We start from the raw sequence: 16,085 nt of genomic DNA on the forward strand, positions 1-16,085 counted from the left end.
GATTTTGATAATTTATTATTAGCAATTTAGTTAATTTAATGAAATTTATTTAACAATCCATATATTTGGTAAAATACAATATTATCATGAGCAAGGACCACCTTTTTTCATCCTATGATCAACTCTCAAGTACTTGGGATGAGATGTTTAATACCAATACAGAGATTCGTACACAGTATGAAACTATTATTGAATATTTAAAAAACACTTCTAAAGAAACTCTCAGCAAAAAAGAGGAACTCTCAAAACAGCTTTTTATGAGTCAAGGTGTAACTTTCACCGTTTACAGTGATAATGAAGGTATTGAGAAAATATTTCCATTTGACATTGTTCCTAGAATTATAACAGCGTCAGAATGGAATAAAATAGAAAGCGGGATTAAACAACGTATTAAAGCTTTAAACCTATTTATTAAAGACATATATAATGAGCAGTTCATTATAAAAGATGGCATTGTTCCAGCAGATTTAATTTATTCCTGCCCAAACTATTTACGTGAAATGAAAGGTGTAAAAGTGCCTCATGATGTATATGTACATATTGCTGGAGTAGATTTAATACGTAATAACGATGGTGAGTTTTATGTACTTGAAGATAACTTAAGAACACCTTCAGGCGTAAGTTACATGCTGGAAAACAGAGAAATATCTAAACGATTATACCCTGGGATTTTACCAAGAAATAATGTGCGTTCGGTATCAAATTATCCTAACATGTTATATAAAAAATTACAAGAGCTTTCATATAACAGTAATCCCAACATTGTGCTTTTAACACCAGGTATTTATAATTCTGCCTATTATGAGCATACTACTTTAGCTCGACTAATGGGAATTGAATTAGTTGAAGGAAGTGATTTGGTTGTAAAAAACCATTTTGTATATATGAAAACCACCAATGGATTAAAACAGGTAGATGTTATTTATAGACGTGTTGACGATGATTTTTTAGATCCTCTAGAATTTAATGCTACCAGTGTTTTAGGTGTTGCTGGAATTATGGCTGCATACAGAAAAGGCAATATAAACATCATTAATGCTCCAGGAACTGGTGTTGCTGATGATAAAGCAACTTATGTTTACGTACCTGATATGATTAAATATTATTTAGGTGAAGAACCCATTTTAAAAAATATTGAAACGTATCAATTAGGAAGGCCTGTCGAATTAGATTATGTTATTAAAAACATTAAAACCATGGTTATTAAAAAGACTGATGGTAGCGGTGGTTATGGCATGTTAATGGGGCATGAAGCTACCGATGAGGAAATTAAAGATTATTTAAACAACCTAAAGAAAAAGCCCGAGAACTTTATAGCTCAGCCTATTTTAAAGCTTTCAACAGCACCTTGTTATATTGACGGCAAACTATCCCCGCGTTGTATCGATTTAAGACCCTTTGCTTTATCTGGTAAAGATGGCATCGATATATGCCCTGGCGGACTTACTCGAGTGGCGTTAAAAAAAGGTTCGTTAGTTGTAAATAGCTCTCAAGGGGGAGGTAGTAAAGACACATGGGTAATTCAATAATTCAATAAAAAGTAGTGTATGTTAAGTAGAGTAGCAAATAATCTCATTTGGATGGAACGATATATGGAGCGTGGTAATGGTATTTTAAGTTTACTAAAAGTAAATTTTTATGCCAATCAAGATTCTCCAGAATTATTCTCATGGACGCCTATTATCCAAAATTATAATGCTTCTGGAGAAGAGTTTTATACCGAAGATGCTATTGAATGTATTGAATTTTTGGTTTTCAATTTAGGCAATCCCAATTCTATATTAAATTTAGTTACTAAAGCAAGAGAAAACGCAAGAAGTGTTCAAGAGCATATCTCAAGAGAATTATGGCTCTGCATAAACAATTATTACCTGTACTTAACTCGTAAAGATTTAATCGCCAAATTGCATGAAGAAGATCCCATTGTATTTTTAGATGAACTCAAAAAATATCATCTCATGTATTATGGAACTTGTGATATTACCCAAGAACGTGGATCCTCATATTATTTTATTAATGTTGGTAAATTTTTGGAACGTGTAATTCAAATTTCCGATTTCACAGCCATAAAACTCATGGAAATTGCTAAAACATCTGACAGTTTAGAACAAAGTTTTTATTGGAAAAATTTGTTGCTCTCTGTTGGTGGATACCAGTTATATTTAAAAACCCATAAATCATCGTTTCAAGAAAACCATGTAATAAGAATGATTTTTCAAGACAAGTTATTCCCACGGTCCATGTATTACTGTGTAAACAAGTTAAGCAGATATGTAAACCAACTTATTGAAACTAATGAACTTGACAGAAATAACACAGAATTTTTATTAGGGAAACTTGAAAGCACCATAAAATATACAACTATTGAAGGCATTAATGAACAAGGACTTAACAATTTCATCTTAGGGATTAAAGAAGACATTAAAAATATCTCGTTAAGTATTAATACCGTATATTTTTCACATTCAAATTAAATTTATAATGGCAACATTTTATATAAAACACCTTACCCAATATAATTATAGCAGTACGGTTATTGATGCAGCAAACCAAATTAAGTTATATCCTATAAATGACAATTTTCAAAAGGTAGCCTATCAAAGAATAAACATTAACACCAATCCATTAATTGATACCTATCTTGACTTTTACAATAATGTAGTTGGCACTTTTATGATTATTGAACCTCATAGCCTTCTTGCTATTGAATCTGATATTGAGGTGATTACGTACCCAAAAATATTTCCTGAAGATTTAACTGAAGCTTCATTACAATGGGATGCCCTAAAATTACTTAAAAACAACACGTTTTATATCGATTTTTTAAAACATAAACCCTTTGGTGGCACTCAAGATATTTTAGAATGGATTAAATCAAAAGACCTAAATACATTAACACCTTTTAAAATTTTGCTTGAACTTTGTGAATATATATATACAAATTTCAATTATATAAAAGGTGTTACCACAATTGATTCCACAATTGATGAAATTTGGAATTTAAAATCTGGAGTTTGTCAAGATTTTACAAATATTATGTTACAAATGGTAAGAATGCTAGGAATTCCTGCCAGATATGTAAGTGGTTATATTTGTCCAAATGGTACAATTACCAGAGGCGATGGAGCAACACATGCTTGGATAGAAGCTTATATCCCGTTTTATGGTTGGCTTGGTTTTGACCCAACAAATAACGCTATTGCAAATGAAAACCATGTACGTTTAGCGGCAGGTAGAAACTATAATGATTGTTCGCCAGTTAAAGGTGTTTTTAAAGGTAAAGTTGAAGAAGAATTGATAGTAAAAGTAAAAGTAAGCACTACTAGAGACACTATTGATCCATTACAATTTATTAGTAATAATGAAAAACCCGAAGATGTTAATAGTTACCGTCAAAATTTAGAAATTATTCAACAACATCAGCAACAACAGCAATAAAACTTGTTGTGAGCTTTAATGCCACTAAACATCTACATCTTAATTCAAGTGATTTTTAGTAAAAATTGGATTGGGAACTATTTTAATAAAGCAGAAAATTCATTGTTAAATTTAAAAAACACAAAATACAGCTTAAGCTTAACAAAAATCATAATTTATTGAATTTCAGAAATTAAAATATTTTGTAAGAATTTTATTAAATTAATTTGGCTGTTTGTCGAAAAATTAGGTTATTAATCGAATTAATTGTAGTTTTGTTAAAAATATTTTAATTCTATTTTTTAAAGCCAAAAATATATAAAGTGTTTAAAAACCCCATTAAAATGGGAACAATCGTTCCTATAGTCTCATTTGTTATAATTCTAATATTTGTATTGGCAATTTGGAATGGTTTAATTAATTCCTACGAGAAAGATATAAAAGATGATTTGGTTGCATCTGGGAAAACAGCTTTACAAGAATTTAAATTCATTCTCAATAACGATATAGAGCGCTTAAAGAACCTAAAAATGCGGTTTGAATTTACCAATGGCAACTATTTTAAATATTGGGAAAATGATGCGAAATTACTGTTGGAACAAAATCCATCTTTTCATTTCATTGAATGGATTGATTCCTTGATGGTTATAAGAAAAATAGAACCCTTAAAGGGAAACGAAAACGCCATTGATTTAGATATTTCAAAAGTGGGTTATCGAAAAAAAGAGTGGATTGAACATAGACATAGTAACACTATCAATATAACACCATGGGCAAAATTGACGCAAGGTGGTCAAGCCTTTTTAATTGACATTCCAGTATATTTTAAAAACAAGTTTCAAGGCACAATAACTGGTGGCATGGACTTTACGGACCATCTTAACCACTTTGCTGAAGAACTCAAGGAGTATACCATAGAGATGACAGATTATGACGGCACTCTTTTTTATGAATTCAATAAACAAAGCCAAACAAAAAATACCGCTGGTTTCATTTTTGAAGACAGAATTTTAATCGATAAACTTCATGATAAATATTGGAGTTTTAAAATGTACCCAACACAATCATTATTTATAACAGATCGATTTATTTTTATTAAATATTTTTTAATTGCTGGCATATTTTTGGCTCTACTGATTAGTTCGCTTATTTATTTTTACATAAAAGCCAAAGACGAGACTAAACGTGCCATAAGATATAGTAAGGCATTATCAAAATCCAATCAAAATTTAAAAAGGGAAAAACGTATTGCTATAAAAGCATCTAAAGTCAAGTCTGAGTTTCTATCTAATATGAGCCACGAAATCAGAACGCCACTTCATGCCGTATTAGGATTTGTTCAAATTATAAAAAAAAGTGAATTAAACAAAACAGATAAAGTATATATTGACTTGTTGGATAAATCTTCAACAAATCTACTATCCATTATTAATGATATTTTAGTAATCGATAAAATAGAATCTGGAAATATCCAGTTAGAAGAAATTTATTTCAATCCATCACAAAAAATTCAAGAATTAGTAGACACTTATAAGCATCTGTTTTCAGAAAAAAATCTTTATGTTATTTCAAAATTTAAAGAACCCTTTGGTGTAAATGTAATAGGCGATCCAAACAAACTGTCACAAATTGTAATAAATATTCTTAAAAATGCTTCAAAATTTACAGACAAAGGAGGTATTGTTATATCTTATGTTGAAGAACAAGTTTTTAATAAATCAAAAATAATAATAACTATAGAGGATTCTGGAATTGGCATTCCAAAAAACAAAATGCATTCCGTTTTTACCAGATTTTCCCAAATAGAAAGTCCCTTAAAAAAACAATATGAAGGCAGTGGTCTTGGGTTGGCTATTAGCAAAGAGCTTGCTACTTTATTAGGAGGCTCCATTTCTGTTGAAAGTGTTTTAAACCATGGCTCTAAATTTGAAATTTCAGTGGTTTTTAAAACAGCCGAAAACCAACATGTCCATAGTATCAAAGAGACCTATGAAAACATAGATCTTTCCCATTTAAAAGTTTTAATTGTTGATGATAACAAAATGAATATTGTGATACTTAAAAAAATCCTTGAAGATGTTAAAATAGATGTTGACATTGCTCTGAACGGTAAAATTGCCATTGAAAAAGCTAAAAACAACAATTACAATATTATTTTCATGGATATACACATGCCCGAAATGGACGGTTTTGAAGCAACTCGTTTAATTAGAAAGTTTAATACAGAACTTAAAATTTTTGGACTATCAGCCAATGTAACTCCAGAGGCCATTGCCAAGTCTTTAGACTCTGGAATGAATAATTATATAACCAAACCATTCACTAAAGAACAACTCTTCAACTTTATATTGACTTCATTGGATTATAACGAATTAAACCCAAGAGTTGATTTAAGAAAAGGTATAAATACTTGAATGATAAATAGGGAATGGATTAATTAAAATGATTCTTCTCTAACCAAACTTAAAAAACGAAACCTTATTTTTGATATAATGGAGATTTTCCTTTAACTATTTCTTTAATTTTTTGCTTCCATTTAAACAGCGAAAATTTTATCAAATAATTGTATATATTATGCCAGTCATCTATAGATCGACAAGGCTTTATAACCGTCTTTTTCTTAGTCAATGCTGGATTCATCTTATCGCATAGCATTGCTACATAATCAAACATATTATATTCATTTAGCACCATTTCCTTGCACGCTTTTAAATCAGCTTGTTTTTGTTCAAAGATATCTTCAGCAATTATTTTGTCGATTATTGCAACTGCCTCTTGAAAATTATGTATGTTAATAGGCTGAAAAGCACCTTCAGGAAAATAATCGGAAAGATTTGTACAACCATAATAAATAGGATATGTTTCTGCTAAAAAACAATCTGATATTTTTTCTGTCCAATAATGCTTTTGTGAAGAATTCTCAATAGAAATATGATATTTATAAGGAGCTAAAACATCCCATTTATCATCAAAATTACGATAACCACTTCCAAAAACATCAATTTTATCTCCATAACGTGCTTTTAGTTTCTCAACAAATTCTATTCTATCAAGATGGCCTTGTGTAAATGCTTTATTACTTGTTATAACAGAAATAAGTTTCGTTTTTTCAGGAGTTTCGCTATTAAGTAAATCATCATAAGTTAAAGAAGATATAAACTTATTATCTTTTGATTTTTTAAACCCAACAAACCATGGAAGAATTGCTGGACCTAAAATTAAGTTCTTATGTTTAGTTCGCTCTTGGCAAGAACATATTGCTCCAAACTGTTTTATGTATTTTTGTGGATATACAAGTACCGATTTAGGCTCTGTAGTTAATAAAAGGGTGTTTTCTGGTGCTACTTTAGTTGATTCGTTTTTACGAAGACCTTTGCCTTGAACAACCCAAAAATCTGGTTCTTCAATATTTTCATCAATAAAAAATTGATAACGACCATTAGAAGAAATTCCTTTGCCATCTTTAGTTTGTCGAAGCATAATTTCGCCAGCACTTTTCCGGTAAGGAGTGAATTTAACTTTATACATCAATATAGTCTTTTAATATCATTTAAGTTTTTAATAAAATATGGCTAAGCACTAGTATAACTAAACAATTATTTCTTACCCATCTTTTAAAATTTCATATCAGTTGCCATACCCCATTCAACTTTGTATAGTAAACCAGTTATAGCAAATCGAATAATATGGGATATAAATTATCAACGAAATTTAATTTTAAAACTAGCCATATTTCAGAACAAAACACAACAAAATTTTATTACTTTTTCCTGTCAATCACATAATTCACCATTAATTCCAGTGAATTTCTATAATCAGAAACTTCGTAGGTTTTAAGAATTTGCAAAGCCTCCGTTTGAAATTGCTTCATTTTATTTATAGAATATTCTAAACCTCCATTTGCTTTCACAAAAGCAATAACTTCTTTAACACGAGTGGTATCTTTATTGTGATTTTTTATTGAATTAATCAACCAATTTTTGTCCTTTTTTTCTGCTTGGTTCAACACATATATTAAAGGCAAGGTCATTTTTTGTTCTTTAATATCAATACCTGTAGGTTTACCAATTTCACTTTCACCATAATCAAATAAATCATCCTTTATTTGAAACGCCATACCAATTAGTTCCCCAAATCGACGCATATCTTCAACATGCTTAGAATCGGGTTTTACAGAGGCTGCCCCCAAGCTACAGCATGCTGCTATAAGTGTTGCCGTTTTTTGACGAATTATTTCATAATAAACACCTTCAGTAATATCTAACTTACGGGCTTTTTCTATTTGAAGTAATTCACCTTCGCTCATTTCTCGAACGGCGATTGAAATAATTTTAAGCAAGTCAAAATCATTATTATCAATAGACAGCAACAACCCTTTCGATAGTAAATAATCACCAATCAAAACGGCTATTTTATTTTTCCAAAGGGCATTTACAGAAAAAAAGCCGCGTCTGCGATTACTGTCATCAACCACATCGTCATGCACCAACGTTGCTGTATGAATCAATTCTATAACCGATGCTCCTCTATAAGTACGTTCACTAATTTCCCCGTTAGAAACCATTTTTGCTACCAAAAACACAAACATGGGGCGCATTTGTTTGCCTTTTCTATTAACTATATAATGCGTTATCCTGTTAAGAAGTGCTACTTTACTAGACATGGAAAGTTGAAACTTTTGTTCAAAAAGTTCCATCTCGTAAGCAATGGGCTGTTTTATTTGTTCTACAATCTTCATGTGAAGAATCAAAGATACTATTTACATTGAAATTATTAATGATTGTTTACAACCATTACACGATTGAATATTACGATTTATTTGCCAATTGGCCGCATGCTGCATCAATATCTTTACCTCTACTTCTACGAACGTTTACAACAATTCTATTTTTTTCCAAATGATATATATACTGCTGTAATGCCTCACTTGATGCTTGCTGAAACTCGCCATCATCAATAGGGTTATATTCAATAATATTAACTTTACAAGGGATATACTTACAAAATTTTACAAATGCATAAATATCCTCTTGACTATCGTTTATCCCTTTCCAAACCACATACTCATAACTTATTTGTCGATTGGTCTTTGTATACCAATACTGTAAGGCTTCTTTTAAATCATTGAGTGGAAAAGTTTCATTAAAGGGCATTATGCTTGTACGAACCTCATCAATTGCAGAATGTAATGACACCGCTAAATTAAATTTAACTTCATCATCTGCCATTTTTTTTATCATTTTAGGTACACCAGACGTTGAAACCGTAATGCGTTTAGGTGACATTCCTAATCCTTCAGGCGATGTTATTTTATCAATGGCTTTTATTACGTTATTGTAATTCATAAGAGGCTCGCCCATTCCCATAAATACAATATTGCTTAAAGGTCTGTTAAAGTATAATTTACTTTCTTTATCAATCGCAACAACTTGATCATAAATCTCATCCGGATTTAAGTTACGCATACGTTTTAAACGCGCTGTTGCACAAAATCTGCAATCTAAGCTACAACCCACTTGACTGGATACACATGCTGTAGTTCGTGTTGCTGTTGGAATTAAAACAGATTCAACAATCAATCCATCATGAAGTTTTACAGCATTTTTTATGGTCCCATCACTGCTTCGCTGCATGGTTGTTACTTCTATGTTGTTAATAACAAAATAAGTTTCCAACATGTGCCTGGTATCTTTTGAGAGATTGGTCATATCATCAAAAGTATAGGCCGATTTTTGCCATAACCATTCATATACCTGATTGCCACGAAAAGCTTTATCACCTTGTTGCTCAAAGAAATTCCTGAGTTGCTCTTTTGTTAAAGCGCGTATGTCTTTTTTTGCTGTTGCCATAAGTATTGCAAAAGTAGTAAAACGGTAATCGAATTACGATTTTAGAAAGCATAAAAAAGCCTTGTAAAAACAAGGCTTAATTTAATGTGTTAAATTATAAGATTAGCATGGCATCACCATAACTGTAAAACTTATATTTTTCTTTGATAGCTTCAGCATACGCTTTTTTAATTAAATCATGTCCCGCAAAGGCAGATACCATCATTAAAAGTGTTGATTTTGGAGTATGGAAATTAGTAATCATACAATTAGCAATACTAAAATCATATGGAGGAAAAATGAATTTATTTGTCCATCCATCAATTTCATTTAGCATCCCATTTGATGAAACAGAGCTTTCAATGGCTCTCATAACTGTTGTACCAACAGCACAAACACGTTTTTTATTTTTTATCCCTTTATTAACAACTTCAACAGCTTTAGAATTAATTTGTAATTCTTCGCTATCCATTTTATGCTTAGAAAGATCTTCTACTTCAACAGGATTAAAAGTTCCTAAACCTACATGCAATGTTACTTCTGCAAAGTTTACACCTTTAATTTCTAAACGTTTTAATAAATGTTTTGAGAAATGCAAACCAGCTGTTGGTGCTGCTACTGCACCTTCATTTTTTGCATAAATTGTTTGATAACGTTCTTCATCTTCTGCCTCAACTTTTCTTTTAATATATTTTGGAAGAGGCGTTTCTCCTAGCTCATTTAACTTTCTGCGAAATTCTTTATATGAACCATCAAAAAGAAAACGCAAAGTACGTCCTCTTGAGGTTGTATTATCAATAACTTCAGCTACCAACGTATCATCATCACCAAAATATAACTTGTTTCCAATACGAATTTTACGAGCTGGGTCAACTAAAACATCCCACAAACGTTGTTCCTCATTTAATTCTCTTAATAAAAACACTTCGATTCTGGCACCAGTTTTTTCTTTGTTACCATATAATCTTGCTGGAAACACTTTTGTGTTATTTAGTATTAACACATCGTCTTCATCAAAATATTCAATTATATCTTTAAATAATTTATGCTCTATAGTTTGTTTCTTTCTATCAATGACCATTAAACGCGATTCATCTCTGTTTTCAGCTGGATATTCTGCTAATAAGTCATCTGGTAAATTGAAGCCAAAGTGTGATAATTTCATGTGTTTGTTTGTTTTATTGTTTTTTTGAAAGGGTGCAAATATACAATCTGAAAGTAGGCCTTGTCAAGTATTTATGTGATTATTATTGAGTTATTTCAAATCCTAAGGTTTTTAAGTCGTTCCAAAAAGTTGGAAATGATTTAGAAACAACCTCCTCATTCTCAATAACAATAGGGGTTTTTAAAGCTAATGGAGCAAATGCCATGGCCATTCTGTGGTCGTTGTATGTAGAAATTGAAACCATTTCTCTAATAGAATTAGCCTCTGAAAGATGTAAAGACTCATCAGTAATTTTCACTTCTCCACCTAGTTTTTCAATTTCAGTTTTCAAAGCTACTAACCTATCTGTTTCCTTGATTTTTAATGTATGAAGTCCGGTTAAATCACATGGAATACCTAAGGCTAAACAAGTAATCGCAATGGTTTGGGCTATATCTGGTGCATTTCTCAAATCTAAAGTTAAAGGTTCAAGATTATTATTTTCCTTTGTTAATACCACCGAATTGCCTTTAAAAACCGTTGTAATACCAAAGTATTTATAAATATCTACCAGTGCAGAATCTCCTTGCAAACTATGCTCTTTATAACTTGAAAGGGTTATTTGAGTTCCTATTTCTGAAATGGCAACAATTGAATAAAAATAGGATGCTGATGACCAATCTGATTCTACTGTAAGTTTCTTTTGTTTTAGTTGATTAGTATTTGGTTTTACAGTGATTACATTATCTATAAAAGATGACTCAACTCCAATTTCATCCAACAGACTTAAGGTCATTTTTATATATGGAATTGATGTGATTTCTCCTTCAAGTGTTAATTCCAAACCATTTTCAAGTTTTGATGCGATAAGCAATAATGCAGAAATATATTGACTGCTAACATTAGCCTGAAGTACAACTTTATGCTTCGTTATTTTTTTTCCAATAATCTTTAATGGCGGAAATCCATCATTTTCTAAATATTCAATTTGAGCACCAAGAGATTTTAAAGCTTCTACCAAAATTTTAATGGGGCGTTCTTTCATACGAGAAGATCCTGTGAGTGTAATGGTTTTACCTTCTTGAATGGCAAAAAAAGCGGTTAGAAATCGCATGGCAGTACCTGCATGATGAATGTCAATAATGTTGGACGTTGATTTTAAAGCACTCGTCATTAATTGGCTATCATCAGAATTTGAAATATTTTCAATTTGCAATTCTGGATATAAAGCCTGTAATAACAACAATCTGTTGGATTCACTTTTAGAACCAGTTATTTCAATGAAAGAATTCTTTTGTATGGTAGATTTTTGAAGTATAATGCTCATATAAACTATTAAAAAACGCTTCTTAAAAGAAGCGTTCAAATATACTTATAAATTATTTTAATTTTTTGTTATTATGATGCCTATCGTGGTCTCTCTTGGTTTTTTTGTCCATTCGTTTATCAAAAGCTTCTTGTAAATCAATTCCTGTTTGGTTTGCCAAACACAACACAACAAACAATACATCGGCCAGTTCTTCTCCAAGGTCTTTATCTTTATCACTTTCTTTTTCACTTTGCTCGCCATAACGACGAGCAATGATACGAGCTACTTCTCCTACTTCTTCAGTAAGTTGAGCCATATTGGTAAGCTCATTAAAATAGCGAACTCCATGATTTTTAATCCAATCATCTACAACTTTTTGTGCATTTTGTATGTTCATTATATTTTTGATAATACTATTTGTTCATTTTCTTTTTCTATCATCTGTTTAAAATACTCTTTTAAAACATCATAATACATAGGAGATATAATTGATTCATTAATTTCTGTATTAACAACTAATTGAACTGATGCCCCAGAAATAGATATATTATATTTAAAAACCCCTAAATTATCTGGCAGCGCTAAAATAACTGGTTCTGGTGTTGATTCAACTTTATATCCATCAGGCAATTTAATAATAAATCGATACATACTAGAAGATGGATATCCAAAATCTACAGGAAATTCTCTTTTTTCTAATTTAAAAGGATTTGATGATGTTCTTAAAAAAAACAAAGGTGAAAAATAAATTTTATCTCTTATGATATCTGCCTGACTTTCTTTAAAGAATTTATAGGACTCTACAATTGGTTTAGAAAGTTCTAATGCATTTATTACATTGAAATCTGAAATTTCTAAACCATTATATTTATTTTCAATTTTTTCTAAATAATCATCTTTATCTACATCATTATACTTTTCTCTATAAAGTAATGCGTCGTGATTTGTTTTCATACTCCTAAAACTACCTTCAATATTTCCATTTCCATCTAAATTAACCATCATAGTAATAGTGTTTTTAGAACCCTCCTTAGGATATAAATCGATTAATTCTGACCCCCCTTGTTCAGCAATAATTCTACCTTGCCAATTTAAAGTTCTATAAGGCAATATGTTAGGCAAACTATATTTATTTGTAGCGTCTAATAATATTGTTCCTTCAGGAAGATTCACATAAGAAATCACATAATTATATCCTTCTCTGGTGGGAAATAACGGAATACCATTTTGTCTTGTACTAACTAAAACAGGATAGGCTCTTAAACCTGCATAACGCAACATGGATGTTAGCATCAAATTAATTTCGGCTACATTACCCACTTGTTCTTTATAAGCTTTTTTTACACCATCATTTGTATATTTACTGTAATAACCATTCCATTTAACTTTACTTTTTACAAATTCATATATTAAAGCAACTCGCTCTAAAGGGCTTGATATGTTTGAAATTAGCGGGTCAATTTCATCTTCAAAATAACCTGTTTTATCTAATTCACTACCAAAGCTTGGGCTTTCATAAATGGTTTTAACAACATCTTCCCATGTTGTTGAATAATATTTTAAAGGAGACTGAGGAAATTTGGTATACGACAACTCATATTGAATAGAAGACCTGTAATTATTAATATTATTTACAAATGGTTCTTCTTTTAATGCTGGTATATTTGAAAGATTATAAGATGTAATGTTGGTGATAAAATTTAAATCTGAAGTTTCGTAAGAAGTTTTAGATACATACCCAAACCCTCCTGATTGATCTCTATACTTATTAGTAAAAGTTACTTTATCATTTTTAGCTGTGACTTTTGGAATTACACTCAAAAATCCTTTTGCATTTATCTTGAAATTATAATATTCTGGCGATTCAAACTGTGCTTCTATCTTTTTTACAGGAATGTCATATTGAAACACAAAATCTTCAACATTCCAAAAAAAAGGAGATGTAATTGTGTATTTATATTCAATTACAGAACCTCCTTTTAAATTTGGCATTGTAAATTTTACTTGCTCAGTATATTTACTTAGTTCTGTTTTAAATATTCCATCTTTATTGAGTTTAGTTTCTTCAACTTTCCCAGACTCCAAATTATATGAATAAGCCTTTAAATTTGAAAGTTTCTCATCGTCACCTCCTTCCTTATAAAGCCTAACTTCTATAGTTCCATAATCTAAACCTTCTTGGTTATATATTTTTACACGTTCTTGAATCTCTGTTACAAGTTGAAATCCTTCGTTTTGGTTATATACAAAATATGTTCTTCTATTCTTATACAAATAGGTTGCATTGGCCGACGAATCTTGCGGGTTAAATTTTTCTTCAAGTTCATCTACCGATACTTTACCAAAATCATAGTTTTGCGAAAATACTGTTATGCTAAAGCTTAACAGAATAAAAAAAGATACTGATTTCATTTATTAGAGTTTTTTAATTAAAGCTATTTTGATATTATCAAATTTTGATACTTCTTTATAAAAGTTTCTAAACTCATCATAATCTTCTTTTGGAAACTCTCCATCGTTTACAACAAATTGTCTATTATAAAGGATTGTATTGTCATTTTTAACAGCAATATAAAAAGAATAATACCCAAATTTATTCTCGATTTTTACGTTTTGAGGTAATGATTCTATTTTATAATCTGCTGGCAGATTAATTTCAACCTCATCAATATCTTTAAAACCTCTATAAATTTTTAGAGGTAATTTTCGTTCTCTATATCGGTCAGGAACTTCTTTATTTCTATTTAGAGCATTTACAGTAAATAAAATTCTATCACCAACAATTTTCGAATAATTAGTTGCATTGAATTTTATAGACTCTTTAAATTGAATGCTATCTTTATCATTCAAAATTCCTTTTTTATTCAATTCAATATTATTAATGTAATTCCAACGCTTTTTATAGTAGACCTCTAAGTCTCGCTCTGGAAGAACTTCCATCCCATACTTATCATCGTATTGAATTCCTTTTGAAACAATAACGCCTTCTAAATCAATACCTCCATCATTTAAAATCGTATAACTTCCTTTTGTTATTTGTTCATTTTCTTTAACAGTATACTTTTTGGTGTGTTTAATTTTTCCTCCTTCTGGTGTTATAACAAAAACATCTCTATCATCAGTAAAATCGCCTATAAAGCCGAATGGCGTTTTTTGACTAGTACATTCTAACCAAATATCTCCTCCTTTTTCTGTTGGAATGTTAAGTATTACATGATTCGCTTGACCTAAAAGAGACGCGAAATCTTGCTCCAAACTTACTTGGCTCTCATCATCTCCATACACTTCTGTATAATATGAATCAACTCCAACAATTTTTAACAATGCTTTCGTGTAATTTGTTAAACCCTTACAGTCTCCGTACTTTACCTTGTCAACCTCATAGGCTGGAAATGGCTGAATGCCGCCAATACCCACTTGTACACTAATATACCTGGTATTATCCTGCACAAATTTGTAAACAATTTTTGCGCATTCTAAAGGATCACTTACACCTTCAACAAGTTTTTTAATTAAATTTTCTGTCTCTGCCGTAACTGTTGCTCTTCCTGCTAATAGATTGTCGTTAATCCATTTTCCAAGATTATCCCAATCGTTAATAGAGCCTGAATAATTTTCATAATTAAAATTAATTGGGCTAACCAGCAAGCTTGGAGAAAACTCTCTAAAAATAGGACTATAATCTTCTTGCTTTAAAGCTTCAATATTTTCAGCTTTATAACTTAAAATCCCGTCTCTATTATCTTTAACAATATTAAAATCTGAAAATTGCTTTTCTTTTGATTTTATACCTATTGAAGTATCATAGGTTATTTTGTAAGTACTATTTTCTGTACTTATATGATATCCTTCCAAAGGTCGCCAAAATGGAATCCAAGCTGTGTTTTCGGTTTCAGTTTCAAAAATAAATTCAACAGTATAAGGGTAATTTATCGGGGTATATTCTAGGTATTTAACTCTACTGTCTTCATATAATGAAAAGTCGTTTACAGCGGCAACATCTTTAAAATCTGATTTTTTAAATTTATTTATCTCAAAACCAAATGCATTATAAACAGTAGCTTTTAAAGTTTTTACATTGATTTTATCATCATAATAAACGTAAGCCTTTAAAAATTTATCCCCTTCTTTATTTAAAATAGTAACAACCCGCCTATAATGATGCTTCAAACTCTTGATTGATAAAATTTCAATTTGTGTTTCATCAACTCTTAGAACAGCATTGGCATTCTTAGTTAGATTATCAGGAATTGTTAAACTTGAATAGAAATTTTCTTGTGGTAAGACTGAAAAACTGGCAAAAATAAGCAGGACACTTAAAACATTTTTAATAAACATATACTATCAGTTCAATGTAAACATCTATAATTTATTTCTTGAGAGACTT

Annotated in this window: 12 protein-coding genes; 4 read left to right on the top strand and 8 right to left on the bottom strand. The window is 30.5% G+C overall.

Going from position 1 to position 16,085, the window contains the following annotated elements; genetic code table 11:
- Window positions 1-86 precede the first annotated feature (86 nt).
- The 4 genes from V8G69_RS05635 (at window position 87) to V8G69_RS05650 (ending at window position 5,831) form a co-directional block, all read left to right on the top strand.
- Entirely contained in the window at window positions 87-1,529 is a 1,443-nt protein-coding gene (locus V8G69_RS05635; protein WP_394880845.1) for a circularly permuted type 2 ATP-grasp protein, read from the top strand.
- 18 nt (window positions 1,530-1,547) lie between these two features.
- Entirely contained in the window at window positions 1,548-2,474 is a 927-nt protein-coding gene (locus V8G69_RS05640) for an alpha-E domain-containing protein (protein WP_394880846.1), read from the top strand.
- Window positions 2,475-2,481: 7 nt separating this feature from the next.
- The gene (locus tag V8G69_RS05645) at window positions 2,482-3,438 is read left to right on the top strand and encodes a transglutaminase domain-containing protein (protein WP_394880847.1); all 957 of its coding nucleotides are present in this window, start codon (window positions 2,482-2,484) and stop codon (window positions 3,436-3,438) included.
- Window positions 3,439-3,761: 323 nt separating this feature from the next.
- The gene (locus V8G69_RS05650; protein WP_394880848.1) at window positions 3,762-5,831 is read left to right on the top strand and encodes a response regulator; all 2,070 of its coding nucleotides are present in this window, start codon (window positions 3,762-3,764) and stop codon (window positions 5,829-5,831) included.
- Window positions 5,832-5,895: 64 nt separating this feature from the next.
- Here the strand turns inward: V8G69_RS05650 and V8G69_RS05655 are convergent, their stop codons facing one another.
- From V8G69_RS05655 to V8G69_RS05690, 8 genes are all read right to left on the bottom strand, one after another.
- The gene (locus V8G69_RS05655; RefSeq protein ID WP_394880849.1) at window positions 5,896-6,945 is read right to left on the bottom strand and encodes a glycosyltransferase family 10 domain-containing protein; all 1,050 of its coding nucleotides are present in this window, start codon (window positions 6,943-6,945) and stop codon (window positions 5,896-5,898) included.
- A gap of 232 nt (window positions 6,946-7,177) precedes the next feature.
- The gene (locus V8G69_RS05660) at window positions 7,178-8,155 is read right to left on the bottom strand and encodes a polyprenyl synthetase family protein (RefSeq protein WP_394880850.1); all 978 of its coding nucleotides are present in this window, start codon (window positions 8,153-8,155) and stop codon (window positions 7,178-7,180) included.
- Window positions 8,156-8,225: 70 nt separating this feature from the next.
- The gene (gene rlmN / locus V8G69_RS05665) at window positions 8,226-9,266 is read right to left on the bottom strand and encodes a 23S rRNA (adenine(2503)-C(2))-methyltransferase RlmN (RefSeq protein ID WP_394880851.1); all 1,041 of its coding nucleotides are present in this window, start codon (window positions 9,264-9,266) and stop codon (window positions 8,226-8,228) included.
- A 94-nt stretch (window positions 9,267-9,360) separates the two neighbouring features.
- A complete protein-coding gene (queA, locus tag V8G69_RS05670; protein WP_394880852.1) occupies window positions 9,361-10,410 on the bottom strand; it encodes a tRNA preQ1(34) S-adenosylmethionine ribosyltransferase-isomerase QueA in 1,050 nt (349 codons plus the stop codon).
- Window positions 10,411-10,492: 82 nt separating this feature from the next.
- A complete protein-coding gene (locus V8G69_RS05675; RefSeq protein ID WP_394880853.1) occupies window positions 10,493-11,716 on the bottom strand; it encodes a 3-phosphoshikimate 1-carboxyvinyltransferase in 1,224 nt (407 codons plus the stop codon).
- A 52-nt stretch (window positions 11,717-11,768) separates the two neighbouring features.
- Window positions 11,769-12,095: a nucleotide pyrophosphohydrolase gene (locus tag V8G69_RS05680; RefSeq protein ID WP_394880855.1), complete on the bottom strand. Its 327-nt coding sequence runs from the start codon at window positions 12,093-12,095 to the stop codon at window positions 11,769-11,771.
- The gene (locus V8G69_RS05685) at window positions 12,095-14,110 is read right to left on the bottom strand and encodes a DUF3857 domain-containing protein (RefSeq protein WP_394880856.1); all 2,016 of its coding nucleotides are present in this window, start codon (window positions 14,108-14,110) and stop codon (window positions 12,095-12,097) included. Before V8G69_RS05685 ends, V8G69_RS05680 begins: the two co-directional genes overlap by 1 nt.
- A gap of 3 nt (window positions 14,111-14,113) precedes the next feature.
- On the bottom strand, window positions 14,114-16,036 hold the full coding sequence (locus V8G69_RS05690; RefSeq protein ID WP_394880857.1) for a DUF3857 domain-containing protein: 1,923 nt from the start codon (window positions 16,034-16,036) through the stop codon (window positions 14,114-14,116).
- Window positions 16,037-16,085: the final 49 nt, after the last annotated feature.

It is taken from the genome of Gaetbulibacter sp. M235, assembly GCF_043876835.1.
GTDB lineage: Bacteria > Bacteroidota > Bacteroidia > Flavobacteriales > Flavobacteriaceae > Yeosuana.

Coding starts and splice junctions, on each gene's coding strand:
- queA (WP_394880852.1), bottom strand. CDS start 10,410: ATGAAATTATCACACTTTGGCTTCAATTTACCAGATGACTTATTAGCA.
- V8G69_RS05635 (WP_394880845.1), top strand. CDS start 87: ATGAGCAAGGACCACCTTTTTTCATCCTATGATCAACTCTCAAGTACT.
- rlmN (WP_394880851.1), bottom strand. CDS start 9,266: ATGGCAACAGCAAAAAAAGACATACGCGCTTTAACAAAAGAGCAACTC.
- V8G69_RS05685 (WP_394880856.1), bottom strand. CDS start 14,110: ATGAAATCAGTATCTTTTTTTATTCTGTTAAGCTTTAGCATAACAGTA.
- V8G69_RS05675 (WP_394880853.1), bottom strand. CDS start 11,716: ATGAGCATTATACTTCAAAAATCTACCATACAAAAGAATTCTTTCATT.
- V8G69_RS05680 (WP_394880855.1), bottom strand. CDS start 12,095: ATGAACATACAAAATGCACAAAAAGTTGTAGATGATTGGATTAAAAAT.
- V8G69_RS05645 (WP_394880847.1), top strand. CDS start 2,482: ATGGCAACATTTTATATAAAACACCTTACCCAATATAATTATAGCAGT.
- V8G69_RS05660 (WP_394880850.1), bottom strand. CDS start 8,155: ATGAAGATTGTAGAACAAATAAAACAGCCCATTGCTTACGAGATGGAA.
- V8G69_RS05690 (WP_394880857.1), bottom strand. CDS start 16,036: ATGTTTATTAAAAATGTTTTAAGTGTCCTGCTTATTTTTGCCAGTTTT.
- V8G69_RS05650 (WP_394880848.1), top strand. CDS start 3,762: ATGGGAACAATCGTTCCTATAGTCTCATTTGTTATAATTCTAATATTT.
- V8G69_RS05640 (WP_394880846.1), top strand. CDS start 1,548: ATGTTAAGTAGAGTAGCAAATAATCTCATTTGGATGGAACGATATATG.
- V8G69_RS05655 (WP_394880849.1), bottom strand. CDS start 6,945: ATGTATAAAGTTAAATTCACTCCTTACCGGAAAAGTGCTGGCGAAATT.